This window comes from Streptosporangium brasiliense (assembly GCF_030811595.1).
Taxonomy (GTDB): Bacteria; Actinomycetota; Actinomycetes; order Streptosporangiales; family Streptosporangiaceae; genus Streptosporangium; species Streptosporangium brasiliense.
Map to the genome: position 1 here is coordinate 1 of NZ_JAUSRB010000004.1, position 20,925 is coordinate 20,925.

The 20,925-nt window shown below is 65.0% G+C and carries 22 protein-coding genes; 1 reads left to right on the top strand and 21 read right to left on the bottom strand.

Translation table 11 applies throughout. From position 1 onward, the window contains the following. From J2S55_RS47400 to J2S55_RS47445, 10 genes are all read right to left on the bottom strand, one after another. A partial coding sequence (locus J2S55_RS47400) for a hypothetical protein (protein ID WP_306876174.1) occupies positions 1 to 483 on the bottom strand: 483 nt, incomplete at its 3' end. After that, complete coding sequence (locus J2S55_RS47405; protein WP_306876176.1) at positions 476 to 739, bottom strand: hypothetical protein; 264 nt, start codon at positions 737 to 739, stop codon at positions 476 to 478. The genes J2S55_RS47405 and J2S55_RS47400, both read right to left, overlap by 8 nt. Positions 740 to 741: 2 nt before the next feature. Next, positions 742 to 1,593 carry a CIS tube protein gene (locus J2S55_RS47410; RefSeq protein ID WP_306876178.1) on the bottom strand — a complete coding sequence of 284 codons (852 nt, stop codon included), beginning with the start codon at positions 1,591 to 1,593 and terminating at the stop codon, positions 742 to 744. Next, positions 1,580 to 4,789, bottom strand: a complete 3,210-nt coding sequence (locus tag J2S55_RS47415; protein ID WP_306876179.1) for an aggregation-promoting factor C-terminal-like domain-containing protein — start codon at positions 4,787 to 4,789, stop codon at positions 1,580 to 1,582. The genes J2S55_RS47410 and J2S55_RS47415 overlap by 14 nt, the downstream gene beginning before the upstream one ends. A gap of 150 nt (positions 4,790 to 4,939) precedes the next feature. Next, positions 4,940 to 5,920 carry a T4 family baseplate hub assembly chaperone gene (locus tag J2S55_RS47420; RefSeq protein WP_306876180.1) on the bottom strand — a complete coding sequence of 327 codons (981 nt, stop codon included), beginning with the start codon at positions 5,918 to 5,920 and terminating at the stop codon, positions 4,940 to 4,942. Positions 5,921 to 5,986: 66 nt separating this feature from the next. Beyond that, on the bottom strand, positions 5,987 to 6,535 hold the full coding sequence (locus J2S55_RS47425; RefSeq protein WP_306876181.1) for a phage tail protein: 549 nt from the start codon (positions 6,533 to 6,535) through the stop codon (positions 5,987 to 5,989). Positions 6,536 to 6,558: 23 nt separating this feature from the next. Further along, complete coding sequence (locus J2S55_RS47430; protein ID WP_306876183.1) at positions 6,559 to 8,103, bottom strand: phage tail sheath family protein; 1,545 nt, start codon at positions 8,101 to 8,103, stop codon at positions 6,559 to 6,561. Positions 8,104 to 8,112: 9 nt separating this feature from the next. Further along, positions 8,113 to 8,757, bottom strand: coding sequence for a hypothetical protein (locus tag J2S55_RS47435; protein WP_306876185.1), 645 nt, complete (start codon positions 8,755 to 8,757; stop codon positions 8,113 to 8,115). An 84-nt stretch (positions 8,758 to 8,841) separates the two neighbouring features. Then, positions 8,842 to 10,443 carry a collagen-like domain-containing protein gene (locus J2S55_RS47440; RefSeq protein WP_306876187.1) on the bottom strand — a complete coding sequence of 534 codons (1,602 nt, stop codon included), beginning with the start codon at positions 10,441 to 10,443 and terminating at the stop codon, positions 8,842 to 8,844. Beyond that, on the bottom strand, positions 10,443 to 11,228 hold the full coding sequence (locus J2S55_RS47445; RefSeq protein ID WP_306876188.1) for a hypothetical protein: 786 nt from the start codon (positions 11,226 to 11,228) through the stop codon (positions 10,443 to 10,445). The genes J2S55_RS47440 and J2S55_RS47445 overlap by 1 nt, the downstream gene beginning before the upstream one ends. Positions 11,229 to 11,313: 85 nt before the next feature. Between J2S55_RS47445 and J2S55_RS47450 the strand changes: the two genes are divergently transcribed. Beyond that, entirely contained in the window at positions 11,314 to 11,664 is a 351-nt protein-coding gene (locus J2S55_RS47450) for a hypothetical protein (protein WP_306876189.1), read from the top strand. Between the two features lie 107 nt (positions 11,665 to 11,771). Here the strand turns inward: J2S55_RS47450 and J2S55_RS47455 are convergent, their stop codons facing one another. The 11 genes from J2S55_RS47455 to J2S55_RS47505 all read right to left on the bottom strand — a co-directional run bounded on the left by J2S55_RS47455 (position 11,772) and on the right by J2S55_RS47505 (position 20,726). Beyond that, on the bottom strand, positions 11,772 to 12,191 hold the full coding sequence (locus J2S55_RS47455; protein ID WP_306876191.1) for a phage tail fiber protein: 420 nt from the start codon (positions 12,189 to 12,191) through the stop codon (positions 11,772 to 11,774). Continuing rightward, positions 12,191 to 12,424: a hypothetical protein gene (locus tag J2S55_RS47460; RefSeq protein WP_306876193.1), complete on the bottom strand. Its 234-nt coding sequence runs from the start codon at positions 12,422 to 12,424 to the stop codon at positions 12,191 to 12,193. The genes J2S55_RS47455 and J2S55_RS47460 overlap by 1 nt, the downstream gene beginning before the upstream one ends. Beyond that, positions 12,424 to 12,753, bottom strand: coding sequence for a hypothetical protein (locus J2S55_RS47465; RefSeq protein WP_306876194.1), 330 nt, complete (start codon positions 12,751 to 12,753; stop codon positions 12,424 to 12,426). Before J2S55_RS47465 ends, J2S55_RS47460 begins: the two co-directional genes overlap by 1 nt. Positions 12,754 to 12,857: 104 nt before the next feature. Then, on the bottom strand, positions 12,858 to 13,922 hold the full coding sequence (locus J2S55_RS47470) for a N4-gp56 family major capsid protein (protein WP_306876196.1): 1,065 nt from the start codon (positions 13,920 to 13,922) through the stop codon (positions 12,858 to 12,860). 18 nt (positions 13,923 to 13,940) lie between these two features. Further along, complete coding sequence (locus J2S55_RS47475; protein WP_306876197.1) at positions 13,941 to 14,768, bottom strand: hypothetical protein; 828 nt, start codon at positions 14,766 to 14,768, stop codon at positions 13,941 to 13,943. Between the two features lie 14 nt (positions 14,769 to 14,782). Further along, positions 14,783 to 16,291, bottom strand: a complete 1,509-nt coding sequence (locus J2S55_RS47480; RefSeq protein WP_503167711.1) for a phage portal protein — start codon at positions 16,289 to 16,291, stop codon at positions 14,783 to 14,785. A 342-nt stretch (positions 16,292 to 16,633) separates the two neighbouring features. Continuing rightward, positions 16,634 to 17,050 carry a hypothetical protein gene (locus J2S55_RS47485; RefSeq protein WP_306876199.1) on the bottom strand — a complete coding sequence of 139 codons (417 nt, stop codon included), beginning with the start codon at positions 17,048 to 17,050 and terminating at the stop codon, positions 16,634 to 16,636. 65 nt (positions 17,051 to 17,115) lie between these two features. Then, positions 17,116 to 18,717 (bottom strand): phage terminase large subunit family protein, encoded by a 1,602-nt coding sequence (locus J2S55_RS47490; RefSeq protein ID WP_306876200.1) that lies wholly within the window; start codon positions 18,715 to 18,717, stop codon positions 17,116 to 17,118. An 87-nt stretch (positions 18,718 to 18,804) separates the two neighbouring features. Continuing rightward, positions 18,805 to 19,119: a hypothetical protein gene (locus J2S55_RS47495; protein WP_306876202.1), complete on the bottom strand. Its 315-nt coding sequence runs from the start codon at positions 19,117 to 19,119 to the stop codon at positions 18,805 to 18,807. Next, positions 19,112 to 19,402, bottom strand: a complete 291-nt coding sequence (locus J2S55_RS47500) for a hypothetical protein (protein ID WP_306876204.1) — start codon at positions 19,400 to 19,402, stop codon at positions 19,112 to 19,114. The genes J2S55_RS47495 and J2S55_RS47500 overlap by 8 nt, the downstream gene beginning before the upstream one ends. Positions 19,403 to 19,547: 145 nt before the next feature. Beyond that, positions 19,548 to 20,726 carry a hypothetical protein gene (locus tag J2S55_RS47505; RefSeq protein WP_306876206.1) on the bottom strand — a complete coding sequence of 393 codons (1,179 nt, stop codon included), beginning with the start codon at positions 20,724 to 20,726 and terminating at the stop codon, positions 19,548 to 19,550. Positions 20,727 to 20,925 lie beyond the last annotated feature (199 nt).

Sequence of the window (20,925 nt, forward strand, 5' to 3'; positions counted from 1 at the left end):
CAACCTCAACCAGTCCAGGTCGGAGACACCAGGCTGCAGCAGGTAGGGGTGTATGCGGGTCGTCTTGTGGACCACCGCGGACAGGCCGTAGTCCTCGGCGATTTTCAACGCGATACCGCTATCGGTGATCTTGCGCCAGTCCTTGGTCCGCTGGGTCTCCATCGCGTGGCCGGTGCCGGCCAGCACGTAGGAGACGGCCTCCATGCCCGGCCCCTCGGGGTGGTCGTGGTCGGGCCGCGAGTGGTGGACATAGCCCCACCAGGTCCGCAGCTGCGCCGGCGCGATCCCCCACTGGACCTCTACCGGCGTGCCGGCGGCCGGCAGCTGCGGCCGGTAGCGCATCGGCAGCGCCTCGGGGTACAGCGCCCGCACGGTGGCCACGGTGTTGTGGGAGACGGCCCGCTCGAAGGAGACCGAGAACGGTGCCGGCGACAGTTTGCGGCCGGCGAACCGCACCTCATAGTGAACGCGCAGGTCAGACATACTGCACCCGGATGACCGTGCCGGGCTTCAACGTCCCCCAGTACAGGATTTCGGGGTTGACGTCGGCGATCTCCGACCACAGCCGGGCATCTCCCCAGTACTTGGCGGCGATCAGGTCGACGCGCTCGCCGGCCTCGTCCACCTGGTGGAAGGTGAAGGAGAAGGCCCGCGCCGGGTTGGGCCGCAGCGGTATGCACCGCGTCAGCTTGCCCCGGTAGGTCGTCATCTGGGGCGCCATGGTGTCGTAGCGGCTCATCGCTACCTCCAGACCGTCGGGTAGGGGCTGCCGTTGGGCACCCATCGGTTGGGAATGTCTCCCAGGTCGAAATCAGCCGGATCCCAGGTGGCCTTGTCGGACGGGAACTGATACCCGTCAGCCCACGGGCCGGGGCCTTGACCGTTTCCGGTGTCCCACCCCAGGTAATCGTCCAGCGTGCGCACCGGCGGCGGCTGGTACAGCGAACTGGACTTCATGGAGGGAAGCATGTTCGCGCTCATCCGCATTCCCACGCGGATGGGCACCATGTCTTTGCTGAAATGCGTGTACTCGATCGAAAGGCTGGTCAGGTATCCGTAGTAGGTCAGGCCGCTGCGCTGGTTACCGAAATGGAAATACATGGGGATCGGCAACATCGGCCCGGTGTCGAAATTCGACCCTGAGGAGTACATGGCTTCCTCGCCGACCCGATTCATGATTCCGGTCATGGCCAAAGCTGCCCGCACGTCTCGCCAGGCGCCCTCGTTGTCGCCGTCCATGACCTCATACGTCCGGTCGAACAGCAGGGAGAAGTCCAGGCCCTGCTGCAGCTGGGTGAGCGGGTCGGCCTGGCCGGAGTCGGTGCGCACGGCCAGCGCAGTGGTCGGCGCGTCCCACTGCATGCCGTAGTTGGTCGAGATCGTCGCGGGGTTATACAGGAAGTACAGGTAGCGCAAGGCCGGCTTGGTGCCGTCGGCTCCGAACGCCTTGGGGTCGGTGCGGATGTAGCCGCGCTCGGGCGCCACCTCACGGGCGGCGACGCCGCGGCCGTAGGAGTCGACAGTGCCGACGGACCCGTAGGTGGTGATCCGTCGGTCGAACGTGCCGTTGCTGTTGGGATTAACGGGCGCCAATGGTCTTTACTCCTCCGCGTGCGATCTGCTGATACAGCTCCTTGCGTTCCAGTTCCTTGATGAAGGCCGACGCGGCGCTCTTACCGGTCTCCGGGGAGGTGCCGGCGCCGAAGGTGAGCACGACGGATCCGGGGCCGAAGTTGAGCGTCACCCCGCCCGTGCCGGGCGCCCCGGTCGACGACGTGCCGCCGTTGCCGGTCACCGCGCCGCCGAGGTTCTGCTGGATCAGGGCGTCACGGATCGTCTGGGCCTGGGCGGACGGGATGATCATTTCGCCCTTGTGGACGACGGCTTCCTGGTCGTCGGGCACCTGCCAGGCGCCGGAGTCGTACCACCCCTTGGCCACGCTGTGCGCCCAGGCCTTGGTCGGGCTGCCATAGCGGTCCTTGATGTAGCCCATGCCCCACTTGATCTGGGTGGCCGGGTTGACCCGCCAGTCCTCCCCCGCGCTGGACATCTTCCAGGCGGGCAGCGCTTGGGGGATGCCGTAGGCGTCGGAGCCGTCGTTGTCAGCCCACTCGCTCCAGCCGCTTTCCTTGGTCCAGAGCTTCTCCAGCGGCGACCACTCCTTGTCGCTCCAGCCCTGCGCCTTGAGCATCCGCTTGGCCAGGCCCTTGTTTCGGCCGGTGTTGGCGGCCGGGTGGCCGGCCGGGGCGTAGTTCAGCGTCAGGTCGCCGCCGAAGCCGAGCTTGTTGCCCGCCCGGGTCAGGGAGGGATCCCCGCGGCGCTTGGCGTGACGGTCGGGGTTGACGGGGGCGTCCTTCAACCCTCCCAGCCGCTTTTTGTCCTTGGAGCTCAGCGCCGTGGAGACCTCGGAGTCCTTACCGCTGGGCTCCTGGCGAGTGCCGCGCAGCTCCTGCGGCAGTTCCTCCTCTGAGGTGGCTGCGTCGCCGGCCGCGCCGCTGACCACACCACCGCCACCACCCCCGCCGCCGCCGCCGGCCAGGATGCCCGCCAGTGCCGACAGTTCGCTGGTGGAGTAGGCCGCGGCGTTGGGCGAGCCGAGCCCCATCGAACCGCCGCCACCGCCTCCCCCGCCGCCGCTGTAGCCGGCGGTGCTCGCGGTGGAGCCGGAGGAGTCCGCGGAGTCCGCGGAGTCCGTGGCCGCGGTGGCGACGTCGCCTCCCCCGCCGTCTGGGCTGGTCTCCTTGGTCGCCTTACCCCGCTTTGATCCGGAGCCGACGATGCGCCGCGCGTCGTCCCAGTCTCCGCGGCGGAACTGCTGGATCTGGATGGTGTTGCCGTTCTTGCCCTGCGAGCTCGTGCCGACGGTTTTGCCGTTGCCGATGTACATCTCGGTGTGCTCGGCCGCACCGGAGGCCGCCCCGGGCTTGCCGCGCGCCCACAGCAGGATGTCGCCGGGCTGCAGATCGTCCCAGTCGACGTGCTCACCCTGGGACCACATGTTGGTCGTGATCGGACCGACCTTGTAGCCCAGCTGCGAATACACCCGGGACACGAAACTGGAGCAGTCGAAATAACCGTCCTCGTCGCGGTACCGCATCGAGTACTTGTACTTGCGGCTGCCGGTGGCGTAGCTGGTGGCCAGGCTGGCCAGCCGCTTTTGCTGGGCCTCAATGTCGCTGCTGCCGGCCCCGCCACCCGGGGGAAGGCCACCGGACAGCACCGGAGCCGAGGCGCCGCCGGCCGGAGCGTCACCCTGGGAGAGCATGTACGACTGGCCGTTGATCATCATCTGCTGGGGCATGTCGCCGGCGCCGGAGAACCCGGCGGCCATGCCCTTGAAGAAGTTCTTGATGTCGCCGATGATCGGCGCGTTGACGAAGGCGGCGACCGCCTCGGAGAAGGTGTGCATGGCGCTGGAGGAGGTATCCAGGGCGTCCATGTACTCTTCGTTGCCGGTCAGCTCCGAGGCGCGCGACTTGGCGTTGGCCCGCTCCTGGACCTTGGAGAACTGGTCCTTGATGCCGTACTTGGTGTCATTGATCTTGCGGAATTTGTCGTACTTGTCGCCGGCCAGGTTCGACTTGGACTGGACCTCGTCGAAGTCCTTGGTGTCCTTACCCTGGGCCGTGGCGCGGTTGTAGCCGGCCAGGTAGGGCAGCATGGCCTGCGCGCCTTCCTCACCGACGATCATCCGCAGGTTTTCCAGGCCGACGCCGCCTTCGCGGAAGTCGTCAGAGAAAACGTTCTCGGGAACGGCTTTGCGGCCCTGGTAGATGCGCTTGAGGAAGGCGGAGTAGAACGCCGCATTGCCCTTGTAGGAGCCGTCGGAGGCCACCGGGTCTGGCAGGCCCATCAGCATCATGTTGAGCCTGTTGGAGGGCTTCATCATGTTGCCGACCAGCTGCGTGCTCTTGGACCAGCCCATGCCGACGTTGGCGTAGCCCAGGCCCGCGGCGGCGTTCTTCAGCGCGTCGTAGCGCTTTTGCCCGGAGTTGCTGTTCATCCCGCCGGAGTAGGCCGCGGCCACGCTCCAGCCGCCCATCGCATCCTGGGCGTTCTGTACCGACGCCTGGGCGTTGATCCCGATGCCGCCGTAGGTTGCGGGGGTGGTGCGCGAGGCGCCGAGCACGCTGCTTAGGACGCCGTTTCGGTCGACCTGGCTTTGGGTGTGGGAGCCGTAGGTGTTGAGCAGGTTGTTGTGGGCGCCGATGCCGACCTGAGCGTCCATCTGATCGACACCGCGCTGTGCGGCGATGCCGGCGCCCCAGCGCAGCGTGTTGAGGCCGGCTTCCATCCGGTTGTACTGGGTGCCCCAGGACTTGGGGGTGGTGCCGGACACCGCGGCCATGGTGCGCGCGAAGTAGCCCGGTCCGTGGCCGCCAGCCGGCGCCGCGCCGGCGGCCATGCCGCCGAAGGTTGATCCGCCGCCGTTGGTGCCGTAGGAGTGTCCGCCGGTCGGGGTGCGAGCTCCGCCCCGCGGGGTCTGGCCGCCGGCCTGCTGGGGGCCGTGCTGGTTTGTCCCAGGCAGGCCGGAGCCGGCCACCATGTTGTTGAGCTTGGCCCAGACCGACCCGGCCGGACCGCTGCCGTTACCCGCCCGGACGCCGCCGGAGTTGCCCAGCGCGGCCGACAGGCCATTGAGCGCCTTGGTCAGCTGGCCGAGCTCGGTCACCAACTTCTTGTGGTCGCCGGAGATGAGGGAGGTCGCGTGGGCGAATTTCTCGGTGGCGTCCTGCAGCGGCTTGAGACCGAGCATGGGTGACTGCCCGTCGGGCGGGTTGGTGCTCACAGGGTGGCCAGACTCCTTCGTTGGGCGCGTTCAGAGGCGCGGTGCAGGAAGAACCTGCGTTCGGCAGCCGTCAGGGCGCGGGCGTCGGCGAGAGTCCATCCGGTGAAGCTCAAAATGATCAGCTCGTAGGCGTCGAACAGCAGGTCTCGATCAATCGCGAAACAGCACGTCGAGAGACAGCGGTACCTCCGTCTCCTGCTCGCACTCCGGGCAGGTGACCGTGGCGTCTTCCTGGCGGGGGCCGGGCCGCTGGTCTTCCAGGGCGCGCAGGATGGCCGAGCGGTCGGGCATCGACATTGAGCGCGCGATGTCGAGCGCCTCCCCATTGGGCAGTCGGATCCCCGCGCCGTGGGCGTCGGTCAGAGAGGTGAGGGTCCGGGCCAGCAGGATCGTGTCCTGCTCGGCGCGGTTGATCTGGCGGTCGCGGATGGCCGCGAGGATGGCCTTGGTGTCGGCGCCGGTGGCGAAACGGGCCTGGGCTCGGCCGCCCCTGCGCAGTGCAACGGAAACCACCGCGGGGACCGTCTCGTCAAGGCTGGTGGTGGGGACGTCGTCCAGGTCGTAGCGGAGCTCGAAGTCCTTGCTGCAGCGCTGGCAGCGCAGCTTCTCGAAGTGGATTTCGGAGCCGTAGGTGGCCGTGCGGATGGCCAGCAGCAGCGCGTCCCGCACACCGACGGGCAAGTTCTCCAGGTCCGCCGGCGAGGGCTTGGTGTCGCCGAGAGCGACTACGCCGCGCTGCAGCAGGGTCTCGGGCATTCGCTCGGGGATCCCGGAGTTGGCGGCGCGGGCCAGCTCCTCCTCGTCGTATCCGGTGAGCTCGCGCACGCGGCCCGTTCGCACCAGGACGCCGTTGAAGACGACGGGGACGGGCAGGGTGATGGTGTCGGGGGCCGGCGCCCCGATGGTGGTGTGGTTGATGGAGGAGGACATCACCGCCGCGACGTCGGAGACGACGCCGGGGTTTTCGGCCGGGTGCTGGGCGTCCGCCATGGGGTCGTACGGCGCGGGGGCCATCGGGTCGAACACCGCGGGCTGCGGGAGCGGGGGCAGGCTGGGGAAGCCTGCGGGGTCGTTGCGGGGCAGTACCGGAGCGGCCGGGACGATCGGGTCGTGGATGATCTGGTTGTCCATGGGGGTGTCCTTGTCGGGGTTGTCCCGGCCGCCTGAGCGACCGGTTTGGAACGGTCCAAATTGCGTTTAGAGAACGACGCCGGTACCAGAGATGTCCGGGTTGAGCTTGAAGTACCAACCCTCGTGGGCCAGCGACATCTGGTTGATCGAAATACTGTTGGCGCCGGCGTCAAGATCACTGAACGCAACCGACGTGGGCCATGCATTCAGAAGACGCCAACCGGCAAGCGCGATCGGGTCGGGACCAGGCCACGGGTGAGCCAGAAGATAAATGTCGATGTTCATCCGGAAATCCGGAATCTTCGACCCGGCAGAACCCTGAAGGGCGTCGAACAGGTCATTCATCCAAAGCATCATCGCCGGCTCGCCGACCATGAGGCCGCGCGACATCGACACCGGAGAGAAATCGCTCTGACCAGGCATTTTCCGCGTGGTCGTGTTCATCCCGCCCTCGCGGTACGGAATTACCTCCGTGGTCATGGAAAGGCCGGAGACGTTCATGAAGCCGGCCTGGCCAAACTTATAGCGGTCGCCTGTACCGGCGCCGCCGAAAACGACCTTGAATCGGAAAGACCGCAGCGGGTCTTCCTTCAGTCGGGTGGCCTGAGTAGCCATAGGGGGAACCTACCTCCGGGGGTTTAGAAAATGGCTTCCTCGTTGGTGTCAGTGCCACCGTCGAATTGCCCGATTTTGATGACCACAAATTCGGCCGGATACCTCAGGGCAACCCCGATATCGACGTTCACCCGGCCTGCGTTGATTTCGCTCTGCGGGTTGTTGTCGCCGTCACAGCGGACGAAGAAGGCCTCGGAATCCGACTTGCCCTGGAGCATTCCGGCCTTGCGCAGCATCGACAGGTAGTGAGTGATCGACAGCCGCAGCCGGTCCCACAGATCGGGGCCGTTCGGCTCGAACACCGCCCACCGCGACTGGTCGGACAGGGACTTGCGCAGGTAGATGAGGAACCGGCGGACGGGAACGTACTTGTCCGGAAGCTCCCGCTTCAGCGTCCTTGAGCCGAAAATGCAGTGGCCGTAGCCGGGGATCATCCGAATGACGTTGATGTGCGCGTCGCCCAGGATGTCCAGCTCGGGCTCAGTGAAGCGCGCCTCCGCGGAGAGGACGTTGGCCAGAACCGTCTCGATGCCGGCCGGCGCCTTGGCCACGTGCCGGAAAACATCGGTCTTGGCCATCTGGCCGATCACCGCGCCGCCCGGGGGAAGCAGCCGCACCGCACCGAACATCGAGCTCGCGGGATCCGAGCACATCAGCCACGGCCCGTACACACCCGCGTAGGAGTTGGCCAGCAGCGAGGTCGGACCCTCCACCAGCGCCTGGTAGCCCTGCATCACCTGCGCACTGGTCGCGCCCTCGGCCGCCCGTGGGCCGTCGATGACCACGAACACGCGGCCGTTCTTGGAGGCCCAGTCGACGATCGGGTTGATGATGTTGGGGTCAGAGATCGCCGGCAGATTGAGATCGAACGTCGCGCCCGGCACGTCGGCCAGCAGCTTGGTGTTCTCCACATAGTCATACGGGCCGGTGCCGTCGGCGCCGCCGGTCAGGGTGACCGACTGAGCCGGGATGATGTCCTTGACCTCGTCGTAGACGTAGGCTTCGGTGATCTTCTTGTTGGTCAGCTTCACCAGCAGCGATCCCGCGTACGGCGAGTTGACGATGGAGATGACGTAACGCGGGTCGTTGGGGTCGCTCGACATGTCGCCGAACCGCTCGGCTACCCGGCCGTCGTCGATCACCTGCAGATCGAACCGGCCCCGCGTCGCGCCGGTCGGGAGGATCCGCACGCTCGTGGTGTTGGACCACGATCCCTCGGCCAGGGCGGTCACCTGGAAACCGGCCAGCGGGGTGCCCGTGGTCGAGTCCATCAGATCTGCCTTGGCCGCCACGGCGTCAGAACGGGTCGTACGCACGATGAAGCACGAGCCGCCGCCGTTGGAGAAAAAGGTGTAAACCGCGTACGGCAGATAGGACCCGTTCGAGCCGGAAAAGCCGCCGAACAGGTTGACGTACTGCGCCCAGGACCGAACCCGGGTCGGGATGGTCGGCCCCTTGGGAGCCAGGCCCACGAATGCGCCGATCGCACGCGAAGCAGATCCGTCGCCACGATTCGCGGGCGCCAGATTCTCTTCGACGTAAACTCCGGGCGTCAAGTAGGTTGCCAAGAAAAACTCCTAGACTTCAGGTGCGGTGAAGGACCCGACGACGGCCCCGTCACGGTCGGACTGGTAATCGAAATCGTTGATTTTCCCGGTGACCTTCTCGACCGCCTCGAAGCGCTTGACCTCATACGGCGAGAATTCGGTGAACACCCGTACGACGTAGTTGACGGAGAACAGGCGCTTTCCGTGAGAGTCGACCTGGGAAGAAAGCTCAGGGCCGCCCAGCAAATCCAGGCTGGCGATGACGCCCATGGGCTCGATGTGGATGTAGCCGCCGCGCTCGGGGAGCAGGTCTCCGCGGGCCAGGCGTGCCATGAGCTCGCTCTGCTGCGCCTGCAGCCGCGTAAGTACGCTGACCTGGTAGTCGATGTTGTAAGGGATGGGCCGGTCGCCGTAGTAGCCCCACCGGTCATCCGGACCGGGCATGGGCCGGCCCTCTTGGATGTAGCGGAAATCGGTGAACCCGCGGCGCTCTCGATCCGACGCCCTAGTCACAGCGGTGCGCGTAAGAACAATGACGGGATATGTCATTGACGTGTTTTCCGGCTCAGGGGTTGTGAAACGCGCCGGAACAGTCGCCGGACCTGCAGCCGAGGACGCCTGAATGCCGGACAGCTTCGCCTTGATGGCGGCGTCCTCATTCAAAATCCACGGCATCGGATCACCTAAACCTGAAAGGAATCAATCGTCACATTTCAGGGTAGGGCGGAGCCGCTTTCAAATGGTAAAACCAGTTGGTCGTCAGCTCACTCCGACGAGCGGCATGAATGGCGAGGGGACACCGATTGCCGTCGGGTCGAAAGACGCCGGAAGCGCCGCCTGCCCAGATTGATAAAACCCGCGACGGTGCGCCGGACCCGTTGCGGGAATCGCGAACCACACCCCGTTGGCGTCGTTCGCCGCCGCGGGATACGGAATGGTCAGCCCCGTCATCCCGCCGGCGAGGGCGATGATGTAGACGAAGCGCCCGCCGGCCTCGGCCGCGATCGGAGCCGGCAACGCCCCACCACGCCACCCTGCCGCGGTCCACAGGGTGGGGTCGTTCGGCAGCGAGGAGACGAGCGCGCCTGCGTCGGTGTAGAGCCCGAGCACGTTGGGGGTCGCGCTGGTGGCGTAGGTGCCTCCGTTGCGTACGGCCGCCCACAACTTGGTGATCACGACTCCGGCCGGAATCCACACCCGGGCACCCATCAACGTGTTGTTGAGCACGCCGCTGTTGCCCATGTACTCCATCGGGTCGGCCGAGGCCGCGAGCAGACCGTAGCCGCTCAGCGGAAAAACAGGCCCCCCGCCTGAGCCGCCCGGGTGGCTATGGCCGATCGGTGCGTAGGCGGCGTTTCCTTCGGTGAGTGTCAGGTACTGCGGGTGAGGGTCGCCGGCCGACTCATGGGCGGAGATGCTCGCCGGATCTCCGGGGTCGCCCTTCGGCCCCTGCGCGCCAGGAGCGCCGTCCGCGCCGGCCGGTCCCCTCTCTCCGGTGTCGCCCTTGGGTCCGGCGGGGCCTGTCTCACCAACCGGACCGGTACTGCCGGGAGACCCAGGGATGCCCGGAGGACCAGTCTCCCCCGCCGGCCCCGCCGGCCCGGTAGCGCCATCTGCGCCCGGGGCTCCCGGAGCACCTGTCGGCCCGGATGCTCCCTGAACGCCCTGCGGACCAGTCGGCCCAACGGGACCTGTGTCACCCTTCGGACCCTGCGGGCCGGTAGCACCGACCGGACCAGCCGGGCCGGTGTCACCCTTCGGGCCGGCGGGACCGGGCGGCCCCGCGGTACCTGACCCGGGCGGCAGGGGCTCCCACGGGGTGCCCTGAATCGGCGCGGTCGCCAGATCCCCCGTCCACCAAGCGGCGAACTGCGGGTCGTTGGCGATGTCTTCCTTCTTCAGCTGGATAGCGTCGACACCGACCACGACGTCCCGGGTCTTGAGCTGGCCCAGGACCGCGACCTTCGTGACACGGAAAAGCCGCCCGTCATAGGCCAGCCTGTCGTTGAGGTAGGAGCCATGCTTGACATCCAGCTCAGTCAGGCCGGTTTTCGTCAGGTGCGAAAACGACGCGGTCAGGTGCAGGGTGTCAGTCCAACTCAGACCCGCGGGCGCCTGCTCGGCTGGGCCTTCCTCGCGCACCACACTGAGCACCGGTACGGCGACTGGCGCGAAGTAGATCCGGCCGGCGTCGTCGGCCTCGCCGTAGACGTCGTGAGTCTCCGAGTCGGCCCGGTCATACCGGAAGTACGTGATCTCCTGGCCGTAGACGGTCTGATAGCCCTCCAGCGCCCCGTCGATCTCGTCCGACTCGTAGACGGGATCGAAGCGCCCCTTCTTACGGTCCAGGCGGGCCATCATCAGTACGGCCCCCAGATCGGCGAGGGCAGGCCGGAGGTGTCCTCGTTCGGAGCATCGATGGGCGGCAGCAACCGCTTGGGGTAGGACTCCGGCCCGGACTCGTCGTACTCGCGCTCTCTGAAGACGGGGACCAGGCGGCCGGTGGTACGGCTGACGCGCCGCAGCGTGGTTACCTGGATACGGGCCATGCCGATGTTGAGCTGCTGACACAAGGTGGCGTAGCGCTCGCGCAGCAGACCGATGTGGGAAACGATCTGGCTGTAGCGCTGGGACCGCGCCAGGTGCGTTCCCTCGGCCGTCCACACGTCGGTGTCGGAGGCGGCGTCGGTCGCCATGTCCCACAGGGCCTCGATGGTGGCCAGGACGACCAGCGGCTCTTCCTCCACGATCGGGAGGTTGGCCAGGGTGATCGGCTCGCGCTTGTACCTGATGTGGCCGTTGGTGTCGCGGTAGCGCTCTGAGGTCTCGGCATCGTGGGTGTGCTGGACGACGGCCGTGGTGATGTAGGCGTCCATCTCGGCGTCGGTGAACAGGCTGTATGCCAGGCCGGAAATCAGGATGCTCGCGTCCGCGGGGATGGGCGCGGGGAAGGTGATCGTGCCTTCGAGCGGATCCAGCACATAGTCAGCCGGCGTCAGCTCGGTCACCGTGGATCCGCTCACCAGGTCCACCAGAAGCTGCGTGACGCGGCGCCGGCCGATCTCGTAGGTCGCTTTGCCTCCGGGCAGGGTCACACGGAAGCGCTCCCCCAGGTCACCCAGCGCCGATCGGACCTTCTTACGCACATCGCCAATCACAGCCATAACAAAAGTGTCCGTTTTCTCACGGTAAATCTGGTATTTCGAGTTCCTGGGCAGTACCATCCGCGCCATGGGCCACAACGGATTTGGGCAGTACGGGGGCTACAGCGACCCCTACAACCAGCGCGACAACAGCTTCCACTCCGTCGTGGAATCAGCTTTGAACGCCGACGTCCAGGCCCGTGCGCTGGAAATCGCCCTGGACCCGCAGTGGCAATATGTGCGCCACCCCGAAACCGGCGAAATCCTCTACGACCTCAACGGAAACCCCGTGGTCGAGCGGATCCCCATGGAGCAGCGGCTGGCGCCGGCCGTCGAACGCAGCAACATGATCATGGGGATGCTGTTTCGCATCATCCCCGGGATCGGAATCCTGGCGCTCATCATCTACGGCATCATCGCGACGATCGCCAAGGGGTAACTCCCAGCGCTGGGAGTTGGCACTGCGAAGGCCCCCGCACGAGATCGCCTACACAGGGCGGTGGTGCGGGGGCCTTCTCCCATCCCCTGGTAGCAAGCAGGGGAGCCTCAGGACTGCGAGGCGGTCAGCTTGTTCTGGGCGATCTGCAGCGCCTGCCCGTTGACCGCCTGCTGGGTCGTGTCCAACTGCCAGGTGTAGAGAACCTCGCCGGTGTTGCCGACCTGAGCGGTGACGAGCGCGCAGTGAGTCACCGGCGCCGCCATGTCAGCCGTCACCGGGCCGAACGTAACCACCGTCGCGTTACCCGAGGTGCTCGGCCGCGAGGCCGTGGCCGGCGTCCAGGTGATCGGCTGGCGGCCGTAGCCGGGGGTGGCCACCTCAGGCAGCGAGGACAGGCCGACGTTGTCCGGGACAGACGACGTCAGCAGCGCGAGATACACGGCCTGGGGGGCGGTCCACTTGAGCGCTCGACCGGTGACGTAGTCGAGCTGGGCCTGCGCACCAGTAGCCGTCGGATTGCCAGCCATCAGGCCTCCACAAACAGTTGCTCGAACGCACTCACCACGAGCGCGATGGTCTGAACCGCGCCGCCAGAGTTGAAGTAGTTGGCCAGGACGGTGTCCTCCTCGGCCCACCCGATGCCGGGGGTGCCGGGCGGGTAGATGCCGGTGGCCTTCACGATCGCGCCGGCGGGCAGAGAGCCAGGGCCGACGCCGAAATCCTCAGTGAGCCGGTAATCGGCCCCGATCACGATTTCCATCAGTGGTACACGAACCCGATCTCTTCGAGCCGGTTCCACACGTTGATCGGCACGGTGTAGGTCTGGCCGCGGAGGAACGTGTAGTCCGTGCCCTGCCCGATGGTGATGTTCTCCAGGTCGGTGTTGACCCGCAGCCGCTTCGTGGCCGCCGAAACCTCGACGGTGTCCGACAGCTCCAGCTCGTCGTCGCCGTAGTCGACGACCGTGGGCGGGGTCATGGTGGAGATGCGGCTGGCGTTGGCGGCGATCTCTTCGGCGTGCAGCTCGGCCAGCTCGACAGCAGCGCGGCCGGTGGCGTCGCGGGGGGACTTGCGGGAAGAAGCACTCATGCTCTGGGCTCCAGATTTAAATAAGAATGGGGTTCCGGGTGCCGGAGAATGGCTTTACTAGCTCTTTTCTCCGGCACCCTGATACGCCTTATGGGGCGTAGGAATTAGTTCGTCTCTAGGGTCACGATTGCATTGTCGGTGATTACCCCGAGTCCCCACACGCTATACCAAGCGATCGAGTGTTCCCTTCCATGATCAAGAACGCCCCCATCCCTCAGTTCGACGGGCAGAGAAATGGCGTGACCGAACGCGTTGTCTCCGATCATCTGCGCCTGGTAAACGCTCTTACCGGTTGCGACATCGGCCGCGGTGTCGGCCGTGTTCCAGTTCACCGGACCTTCTCCGGTCTTGAAAAGCTGGCGAACCTGAGTGGTCTCGATGAAAACCACGTCGTCGATTCGGCCAATTTCACCGAGAGCGAAGTTGCCGGGGCTCGCGTATTTCGTCATCTCGATCCAGGAAGGGTCGTCGCGAAGCTTCCTGGACTGGCTCGGAGAAACGAAACAGACGTAGGTCTCCCCAAGTCGGGGGATGTTCTTCTGCGCGAGTGTCTGGACGCCATCCTTCACCAGGGCAGTGGTGAAGTAGTGGTCGGTCAGAGTGGACCGTCCGGCGGCCGGAGAGCCCAGGTCATAGGGGCTGAGGGAGGTGATGGCACCGGCAGGCTGCTTGAGCTTGTCGTAGCCATAGAGCACGCTACTGCCCTTTAGCAATGTGTTTCTCGCTGAGCGATCCAAGTAGAGGGCCATGTTACGCCCGAGGAGCCTGGAAGCCGACGAGAGAATATCGTCATAGGAGGCGTTCAGAAGCATCTCGGAAACGGCGACAGCCATGCCATGTTCCGCAACCGTGATTGAGAACTGGCTCGCAGAGAGAGCGTAGGTCTCCATGCGGACACCTTCCACGAGTTGCTTCGCATCGGGGAGGTTGTTATAGCGCATGAAATTGATGGTCAGGCCCGGCTGGACGCCCAGTTCCGTGCGCTTTACCGCGAATTGTTCATACCGGAGTATCGGCATGGCGCTGAACAAAATTTCTTTCGACCAGATGGTGGCAATGGCCGCGCCGAGGCCAGAGCCGGCGCCATACATGGAGCCCGGAACATTGGTCGCGAGGTTCGGCGTACCGGTGATCGCGGAGGTGGTGGGAAAACCGCCGTTGAATGCCATAGGAGTTTACTCAGTCCTTTACCCGAAGAGTCCCTGGTTGCTATTCGGCTGCGCCGCCTGACCGATCAGCTGGTGTCGGATCTTGGCGTAATCAGCCATTGACATCTGCCTGAGCTCTTCTGGGGTGATCATTTTCTGTACCGAGTCGATGTCCATAGGCCCTGTCGCGGCGTACCCGGCAGGGGACACACCGCGGGGAGGTGCAGGCGGGGCCACCGAGCCGGCGGCGGCCTGCATGTTCGTGATGATCGAAGAGGTCTTCTCGCGCAGCACCGCAATGCGGCGCTCGACCTCGTCCGGGGTGGAGCCGTCGACCAGGTCCAGAAGCTCGGGGGCGATCGTCTCGCCCTGCTGCTCCTCACGGACCCGTCGCTGTACGTAGGCCTGGAGGGCGGAGAACTCTCGCTCCTTCTCCAGGGCGGCCTTCTCGGCCTGCCGCTCGGCTTCCAGAGCGGCGAACTTGGAGTTCCACTCCGCACGCTCTGTCTGGAGGAGCTGCCGTACGGACATCTCCTCCTCAGCCGCCTTACGGGCGGCCTCGGCCTCTGCAGCCTGACGCGCCTGCTCAGCGCGCTGGATTTCTGCCTCACGCTCGGCGAAGGTGTCCACCTTGCCGCGGAGCTCGTTCAGCAGCTCTTCCTGCTTGGTGAGCTTGCCGTAGAGCTTCCCCTTCTCCTCCGCACGGATCTGCTCGACCTGGGCGGCGGTGAAGTACTGCTCACCGGGCACCGGAGCGGCCGGGGCGGCCGGCGTGGGAGTGTGTTCCTCGGATCCACCGGCGATGAGATAGATCGGGCCGCGCTTGCCGTGGCCGATGATCTCACCGGGCTTGATAGTACGGGTCACTAACTCGTCTCCTGCTAATTATCTGCGTCCGGATTTCGGCGCTGCGGCAATTTCGTGCCGTAGGCCTGTGTCACCAATTCGGTAATGAGTTGGTTTTCCTGTGCTCCGACCAGTCCCGTGAGCTGAGTGCCCATCGGTCCTGGATTCGGCGCCGGACCCGCAGGATTCGAGTTAGTGCTGCCAGTTGCGGGGGTTGAGTTGTCAAGGGGAGTTCCGTCAGGATTCATCCCCGTCACTTCGACGATAGCAGCGCCGATCTGAGCATTGATAATGTCGAGTGCGCCTTGTTCCTTGGCGTCCAGGACCATCTCAGCAAATATCTCGGCTGCCTTTTCGTCTGGGAACTCACATCCCAAGTCCTTGAGCGCGCCACGCTTGGACTCCAAACCGAGCGCCATCTTCGCCTGAATCTCGTTCAGCTTGATGAGCTTGTCGGTCGGCATAGCGTCCGGCCAATCGCACTCGGTGCGATAAACCAGCGGGTCAGCGGGGTCAATGATGACCGGCTGACCGTCCTGAATGATGCCGTCGGTGTCGGGATCGTAGAGCATTGTCTCGGGCTCGAAGATGAACAACGTACGCAGGGCGAGCTCGTTTATTTTCTTCAGGCCCCGCGTGAAATTGACCAGCTTCGCGTCGCGATTGTTGGTGGCCGGTAGCCACTGGATGGACAAAGCGACGCCCGACGTATTGGAAATCGGCTGGACCTGGCCCAGCGACGTTTCCGGGACTCCCGACATCTCGTGCATGGACGTCTTGAGGAGCTGCATGAACTGCAGCGGCCCCGACAGGTCCACGCCGTTTTCAAGGTTGAAGACGGACGCGTCCTTCGGGAGGCCGCCCCATACCTTGCGTGGCCCCTTTTCGAGATTGCTCGCTTTGGCACCGAGCAAGATCGTTACGGGGGCCGCGTGGTACGAGATGATGTCTGCGATCTCCGTTGCCGTCTCGTTGTACTGCCTGTTCAGGGCGATGAGGTCCTGACAGTCAGACAGCCCCCACGGGGATCCGGAGACCGAGATGTTCGGCGTGTGGACGATCGGGATTACGCCAAGAGGATTCGGCCGGCGGTCGATCAGATCGTCATTTACATACTCTTCGATCCAGTCATCCGTCACGATTTCCGTGTACTGGAATACCTGCCTGGTCCCCTCTAGGGAAGTCGACCAGAAGCGGTATTTGATCTTGACCCTCAGTAAACGTTCCCGATCATGTGGGTGCCATTCTGGGAACACGAATGCCGAGTTCAACGGAAGGATCCGAACGCGGCCAGGGTGGAGATTACCGGCCGGATCGGTGTACGCCGGATCGTAGGCGACCTTCACAAATGAGTCGCCGGACACGCCGCCCTGCTGCGCCATTTCGCGCAGCACCTGGGGCTTGTCGTTGTCCGTCTCCCAGATGCGATTAAGTAGCGCCGGCACGATGTGCGAGTACTGCTTCGCCGACTGGAAGGTCACCCCGCGGGAGAACGCGAAGTTGATCTGGAAGTCGGTCAGCCGCCGGACGTAGTTGAACGTCATGAGCGGCTCGCCAGGCTCACGCCTGTATGCGTGGTGATGGCCAAGGTAGAAAGCCCAGTTCATCGCGTAGCGATTCAGCCGAGGGCTCAACCATGAACTTCAAATTCGTCGAGTTACGGATGTAACTCGTCCGCCAACTCCACAAGACCGAGGGGCGAGATACTGATAGCGAGATCAGAACCGGCCGCGCGGGTGGAGGGCGGATAGAAAGCGATGCTCATCCTGGCATCACCTCCTTAAGACCGCGTCAACGCGGACGCACCCGACATTTCGCTTTTCAGCGTATGGCGGGTGCGTCCGAGAATTGTAATGTGGAGTTATGAGGGGCGGCCCTGGAAAGGGCTACTGGTTAATGTTGGCGGGATTCTGGCGCAGGTAATGGCCGCCGGAGCGGGTCACCTGCTCGAACTCGATTACGCCGTGGTCGCCGTAGGAGCCGTGGGAGAACTCGCTGAGGAAGGTGGGGGCCTCCACCCAGCTGGCAGAACCGGCGTGGGCGCGCTCGGCCAGGGTCTCGTGCGGCCACTTGGTGTCGACCTTGGCGTTCTGGTTGGGGCGGCCGGGATTCGTGCGGTAGCCCTGCATGATGCCCTCGGTGAAGCCGTCGGGCACGTCGCTGTCAGTCCCCAAGCCCTCCTCGAACCTCAGGGGGCCGCGGCGGACATCGTTCTGTCCGTACTTGGCCTCCCAGCGCGGAGTCATGCGCTCGGGGAAGTGGGGGGCCGGGGCGAAGGGGGAAGTCTGGGTGGGGTCAGCCATTTTGAAAGCTTTCTCTAAAGGGATCCACTTACCAGAGTAGAAACCGGGCGGGATCGGGTTGTAATTCAGCGCCGGCCGTGGAAGGGAGACGAGCTCTGCTCGGCCTCGGGCATCTGGTGGTCGATCGTGAGAATGCAGGCCATCGCGAGACTGTCGCAGTAGTCGTCGTGGGCGCCGGCCTCGTTGGGGGCCTCGGCCAGCATGTAGGGGCCGGTGTAGACCAGCTGCAGGTCGCTCATCTCCTGAATGAACCGGCGGTAGGTGCGTAGCTTCTTGGTCTTGGCATGCGCCGGCCAGGACACCTTGCCGCGCTCCATGAGGGCCTGGAGGTGCTTCCAACGCGTGGACTGGTCGGGCCGCTGGCTACCGAGCTCTACGACCTCTACGTGCGGCATAAGGATCTTCAGTCGCTCGGCCACCGCGTCACCGACGCCGCCACTGTCCACGCCGACGCTCAGCACGTGATAGGCGGACAAAAATTCTACGATGCGGTGGTATTGGGCTTCCCATGTAGTGGTTCCACCGAGGTCAAGCCAGTTGAGGACGCGGTGCTCGAAGAAGCCGAATTCGTCAGGGTTGTCCCAGTCGACCCAGACCACGGTCACGATGGTCGAGTCTTGCTTGCGCGCAGGGTCGATGCCGACCACGACTGGTGACTTGTACCAGGCCTTGACGGTCTGCATGGATCGGTCCCCGAGCTCGTCCAGCCGCTCGGAGGTCGTGAACATGCCCGCCTCCAGCAGCCAAACCAGGCGGTAGCTCAGTTTGAACTCGTCGGAGTCCACGCCCATCTTGAGCTTCTGCTTCTCGCAGTGGATGTGGTACTTGGGGTTCTCTTTGGCCGCGGCCCGGTAATCGGCCTCGAAGTGGTCTTGGCGGGCGCCGCGCTTGGTCTGGTCTCGCTTGTTCTGCTGGATCGTGCGGTAGAAGACGTTCTTGGTATAGGTGGGGGTACCGGTATAGATGTGAGTAGCGTTGGTGCTCGCACCCATCGGCGTGATCGACTTGTCCACCATGCGGTCGTCGGCGCCCTGGCACTCGTCGATCAAGATCAAATGGTAGGTTCTGCCCTCGATCGTCGCCCGCGGGTGGCAGGTTTGCCTGCGCACCAGGGAGCCACTGTTCAAGGTCAGCGTGCGGCCCTTGGCCTTGACCCCGTCCATGATGTCCGGGTCGTTCATGAGCTCGATCGCACGCTCAGACGTCAGCCGCGAGACGATGCGTCCGAAAAGGGTGTCCGCTTGTTCGTCGACCGGGGCGAACGCCCCCACCCAGACGCCCTCGGCGAAGCCGCCGAGCAGGTTGGGGTAGACCCGTGCCAGCACCGGAAACATGATCATGATTGCGGCAATGGTGTTGGCGACCGTTTCCGACTTGCCGGACTGCCGGCTGAATAGTGCGGTCAGGGTCGCGCCATCATTAATGATGACAGACTCTATGATTCGGGCTGAAAACGGGCGTTGGTATCGATACAGGGGGTGGCCGCTCAGCTCGTCGACCACGACCAGCATCTTGTCGACGATCTCGTCCACCGTGGCCTGTGTGAACTCGTCCAGGACGACCTCGGTAGCCGCTCGCGCCGCGCGCTCTTCCTCGGTTTCCTCGTCGAAAAGGTCTTCTAGCTCATCATTTGTGAGCTCTGCGTATTCGGTCGCCTGAATCGTCATATAAACCCTCGTTTGTCCTATATTCGAGGGTAAGAAAAAAGGCCTACCGCGTTGTAATGCGGTAGGCCTACGACCAGGTCAGACGGTCTATATCTTGGTCCGCAACGCCCTCGCGCGGCCGGTCTTGATGCGGTCGTGGACGTCGGGCCGCGGGAGTTCCGCGGCAGCTGCGATGGTCGCCGGCGCCATGTTGTGCGCGTCGGCCATGTACGTGAACAGGTCCGTGTTCTCGGTGTCGGTGTCCCACACCCACTCCCTTGCAAAAGCACACCAGATGTCGGAACAGAACGCCCTGATGTCCTTGTACGCATACCCCATGAACGCCCGGCAGGCGCGGCACTGGACGATCATCAGCTCGCCGTCCTCCGGCTGCTGCGCCTTGCGAACGGAGATCTTAGGCACCCTCTGACGCCCCCTTCTTCTTCAGTCCGTAGTCGGCCTCAATCTGCTGCAGGCCTTCACGGACCGCGATGACGCAGTCCATGGGCAGCAGGTACCCCGAACTCGCTCTCCACTCGGTCGCGCCACCGACCTCCTTGGGGACCTCCACGAAGTCCCGCAGCTCGACGATGTCGTGGCCGGCGAAATTGAGCACCGCCAGGCGCGTTCTCTTGTCGGGCCGGGCCGCGTGGATCCGCCGCTCGAAGTAGATCTTCCGCCGGCCGACCGGCCTAGTCTCAGCCATCTGTTCTCGTCCCTTCCTTGAGGAATCTACCGCGATACATTCTATGCGTGGCTGGCCGATCAGCACAACACGCAGGGGTTCGTGTCGGCCGGGCAGCAAAAAGCGGCCGGAAGCACGAGCCTTCGGCCGCCATGGTGACACTGTCTTACACCGGCAGCAGCTCCTTCTGAGACATCTGGTGCCGAGCCACCTGCAGCGCCGCCCGCACGGTGCGCTCCTTGAGCTCGTACGGCAGCCGCGCTGCCACCACACGAGCCGTCAGCACGTCAGCATCTTCACCGGCAGCTGCTGCCGCCTCCAAGACTGCTGCCACCTGTCGCACATGCTTATCGGCAACGCGCGGCAGCTCGGCGTCAGCAGTCTGCTGCCGCACGGTCTGCTGCCGAGGCTTGGGCGGCAGCACTGCTTCGACTCGATCGCGGGCGCCAGCGGCAGCAATGACCGGCGGCAGCACGTCGCGGGGCGGGGCCGGCGGCAGCACCGGAGGCTCGTCCGGCAGCACGTCGGCAGCAGGGACCGGCAGCGGACCACCCTCGGCAGCAAGATCGGCAAGGAACGCGTCCCAGCGCGCGTCGTCCGCCACGGCCTTCTCCTGCTGCCGCTGCCGGTCCAAGCCCGGCTTGTCGCTGCCGGCAGCAATCGGCAGCACGGCAGCAGGTGCTGCCACTCGCTCGGGCGCCTTGGGCGGCAGCACCGCCGCCGCGGCGGCCACTGCTTCCGGTCGCTCTGCTGCCGGTGCTGCCGCGGCGCTTTCCTGCTGCCGCTGCTGCCGCCACTGTTCTGCTGCCTGCTGCCGCTCCTTGCGGTGTGCTTCTGCTGCTGCCATTGCTGCCGTTGCTGCCGCGTCTTCTGCTGCCAGCTCGGCAGCGATCCGCGCCTCCTCGTCGGCCTCGGCTGCTGCCACTACTGCCGGCTGCCGGGAGAACCAGACCAACACGAGCATGTGGCCGAAGGCGGCAGCAACGAGAGAGGGGATCGGCTTCAAAGCCAGCCGGAGCCAGAAGTCGGCAGCAAGAAGGCCGTCGTCGATCGCCAGCCACAGTGCTGCCAGGCCGATGGTCAGGACCAGACCGAAGATCGCGCCGAATGCTGCCGACCGCTTCAGGGTGCGGTGCCCCCGGGGGGTGAGGAAGTAGACGGCGGTGGACGCGAACTCGTAGCCGATGACGGTGATCGGCAGCGTCCAGTCCAAGGCGCCGAGGTGGATTGCGCGGCCGAGCTGCAGCAGGGAGTCGTAGTTGGTGCTGGCAGCAATGAGCATCGCCGGCGGCGTGATCGCTAGCAGGATCCGCGGGACTGCTCGGGGCAGTGCGGCAGCAGACATCGTGGGGACCTTCCGTGGTGCGCGTTCTTGGTGGATTCGGGCCACCGTAGCGATCACCCCGTCTCGGTGTACAACCTCCCAGCTCAGCGACGTGCCTCTGATGGCACATTCAGCACGGCAGATGGCGCAAAAAAGGCATGATTGGTGCGCCGAAGGCCGCTCGGATCGCCTAAAACCGCCCTGCTTCGCACAGTCCAAA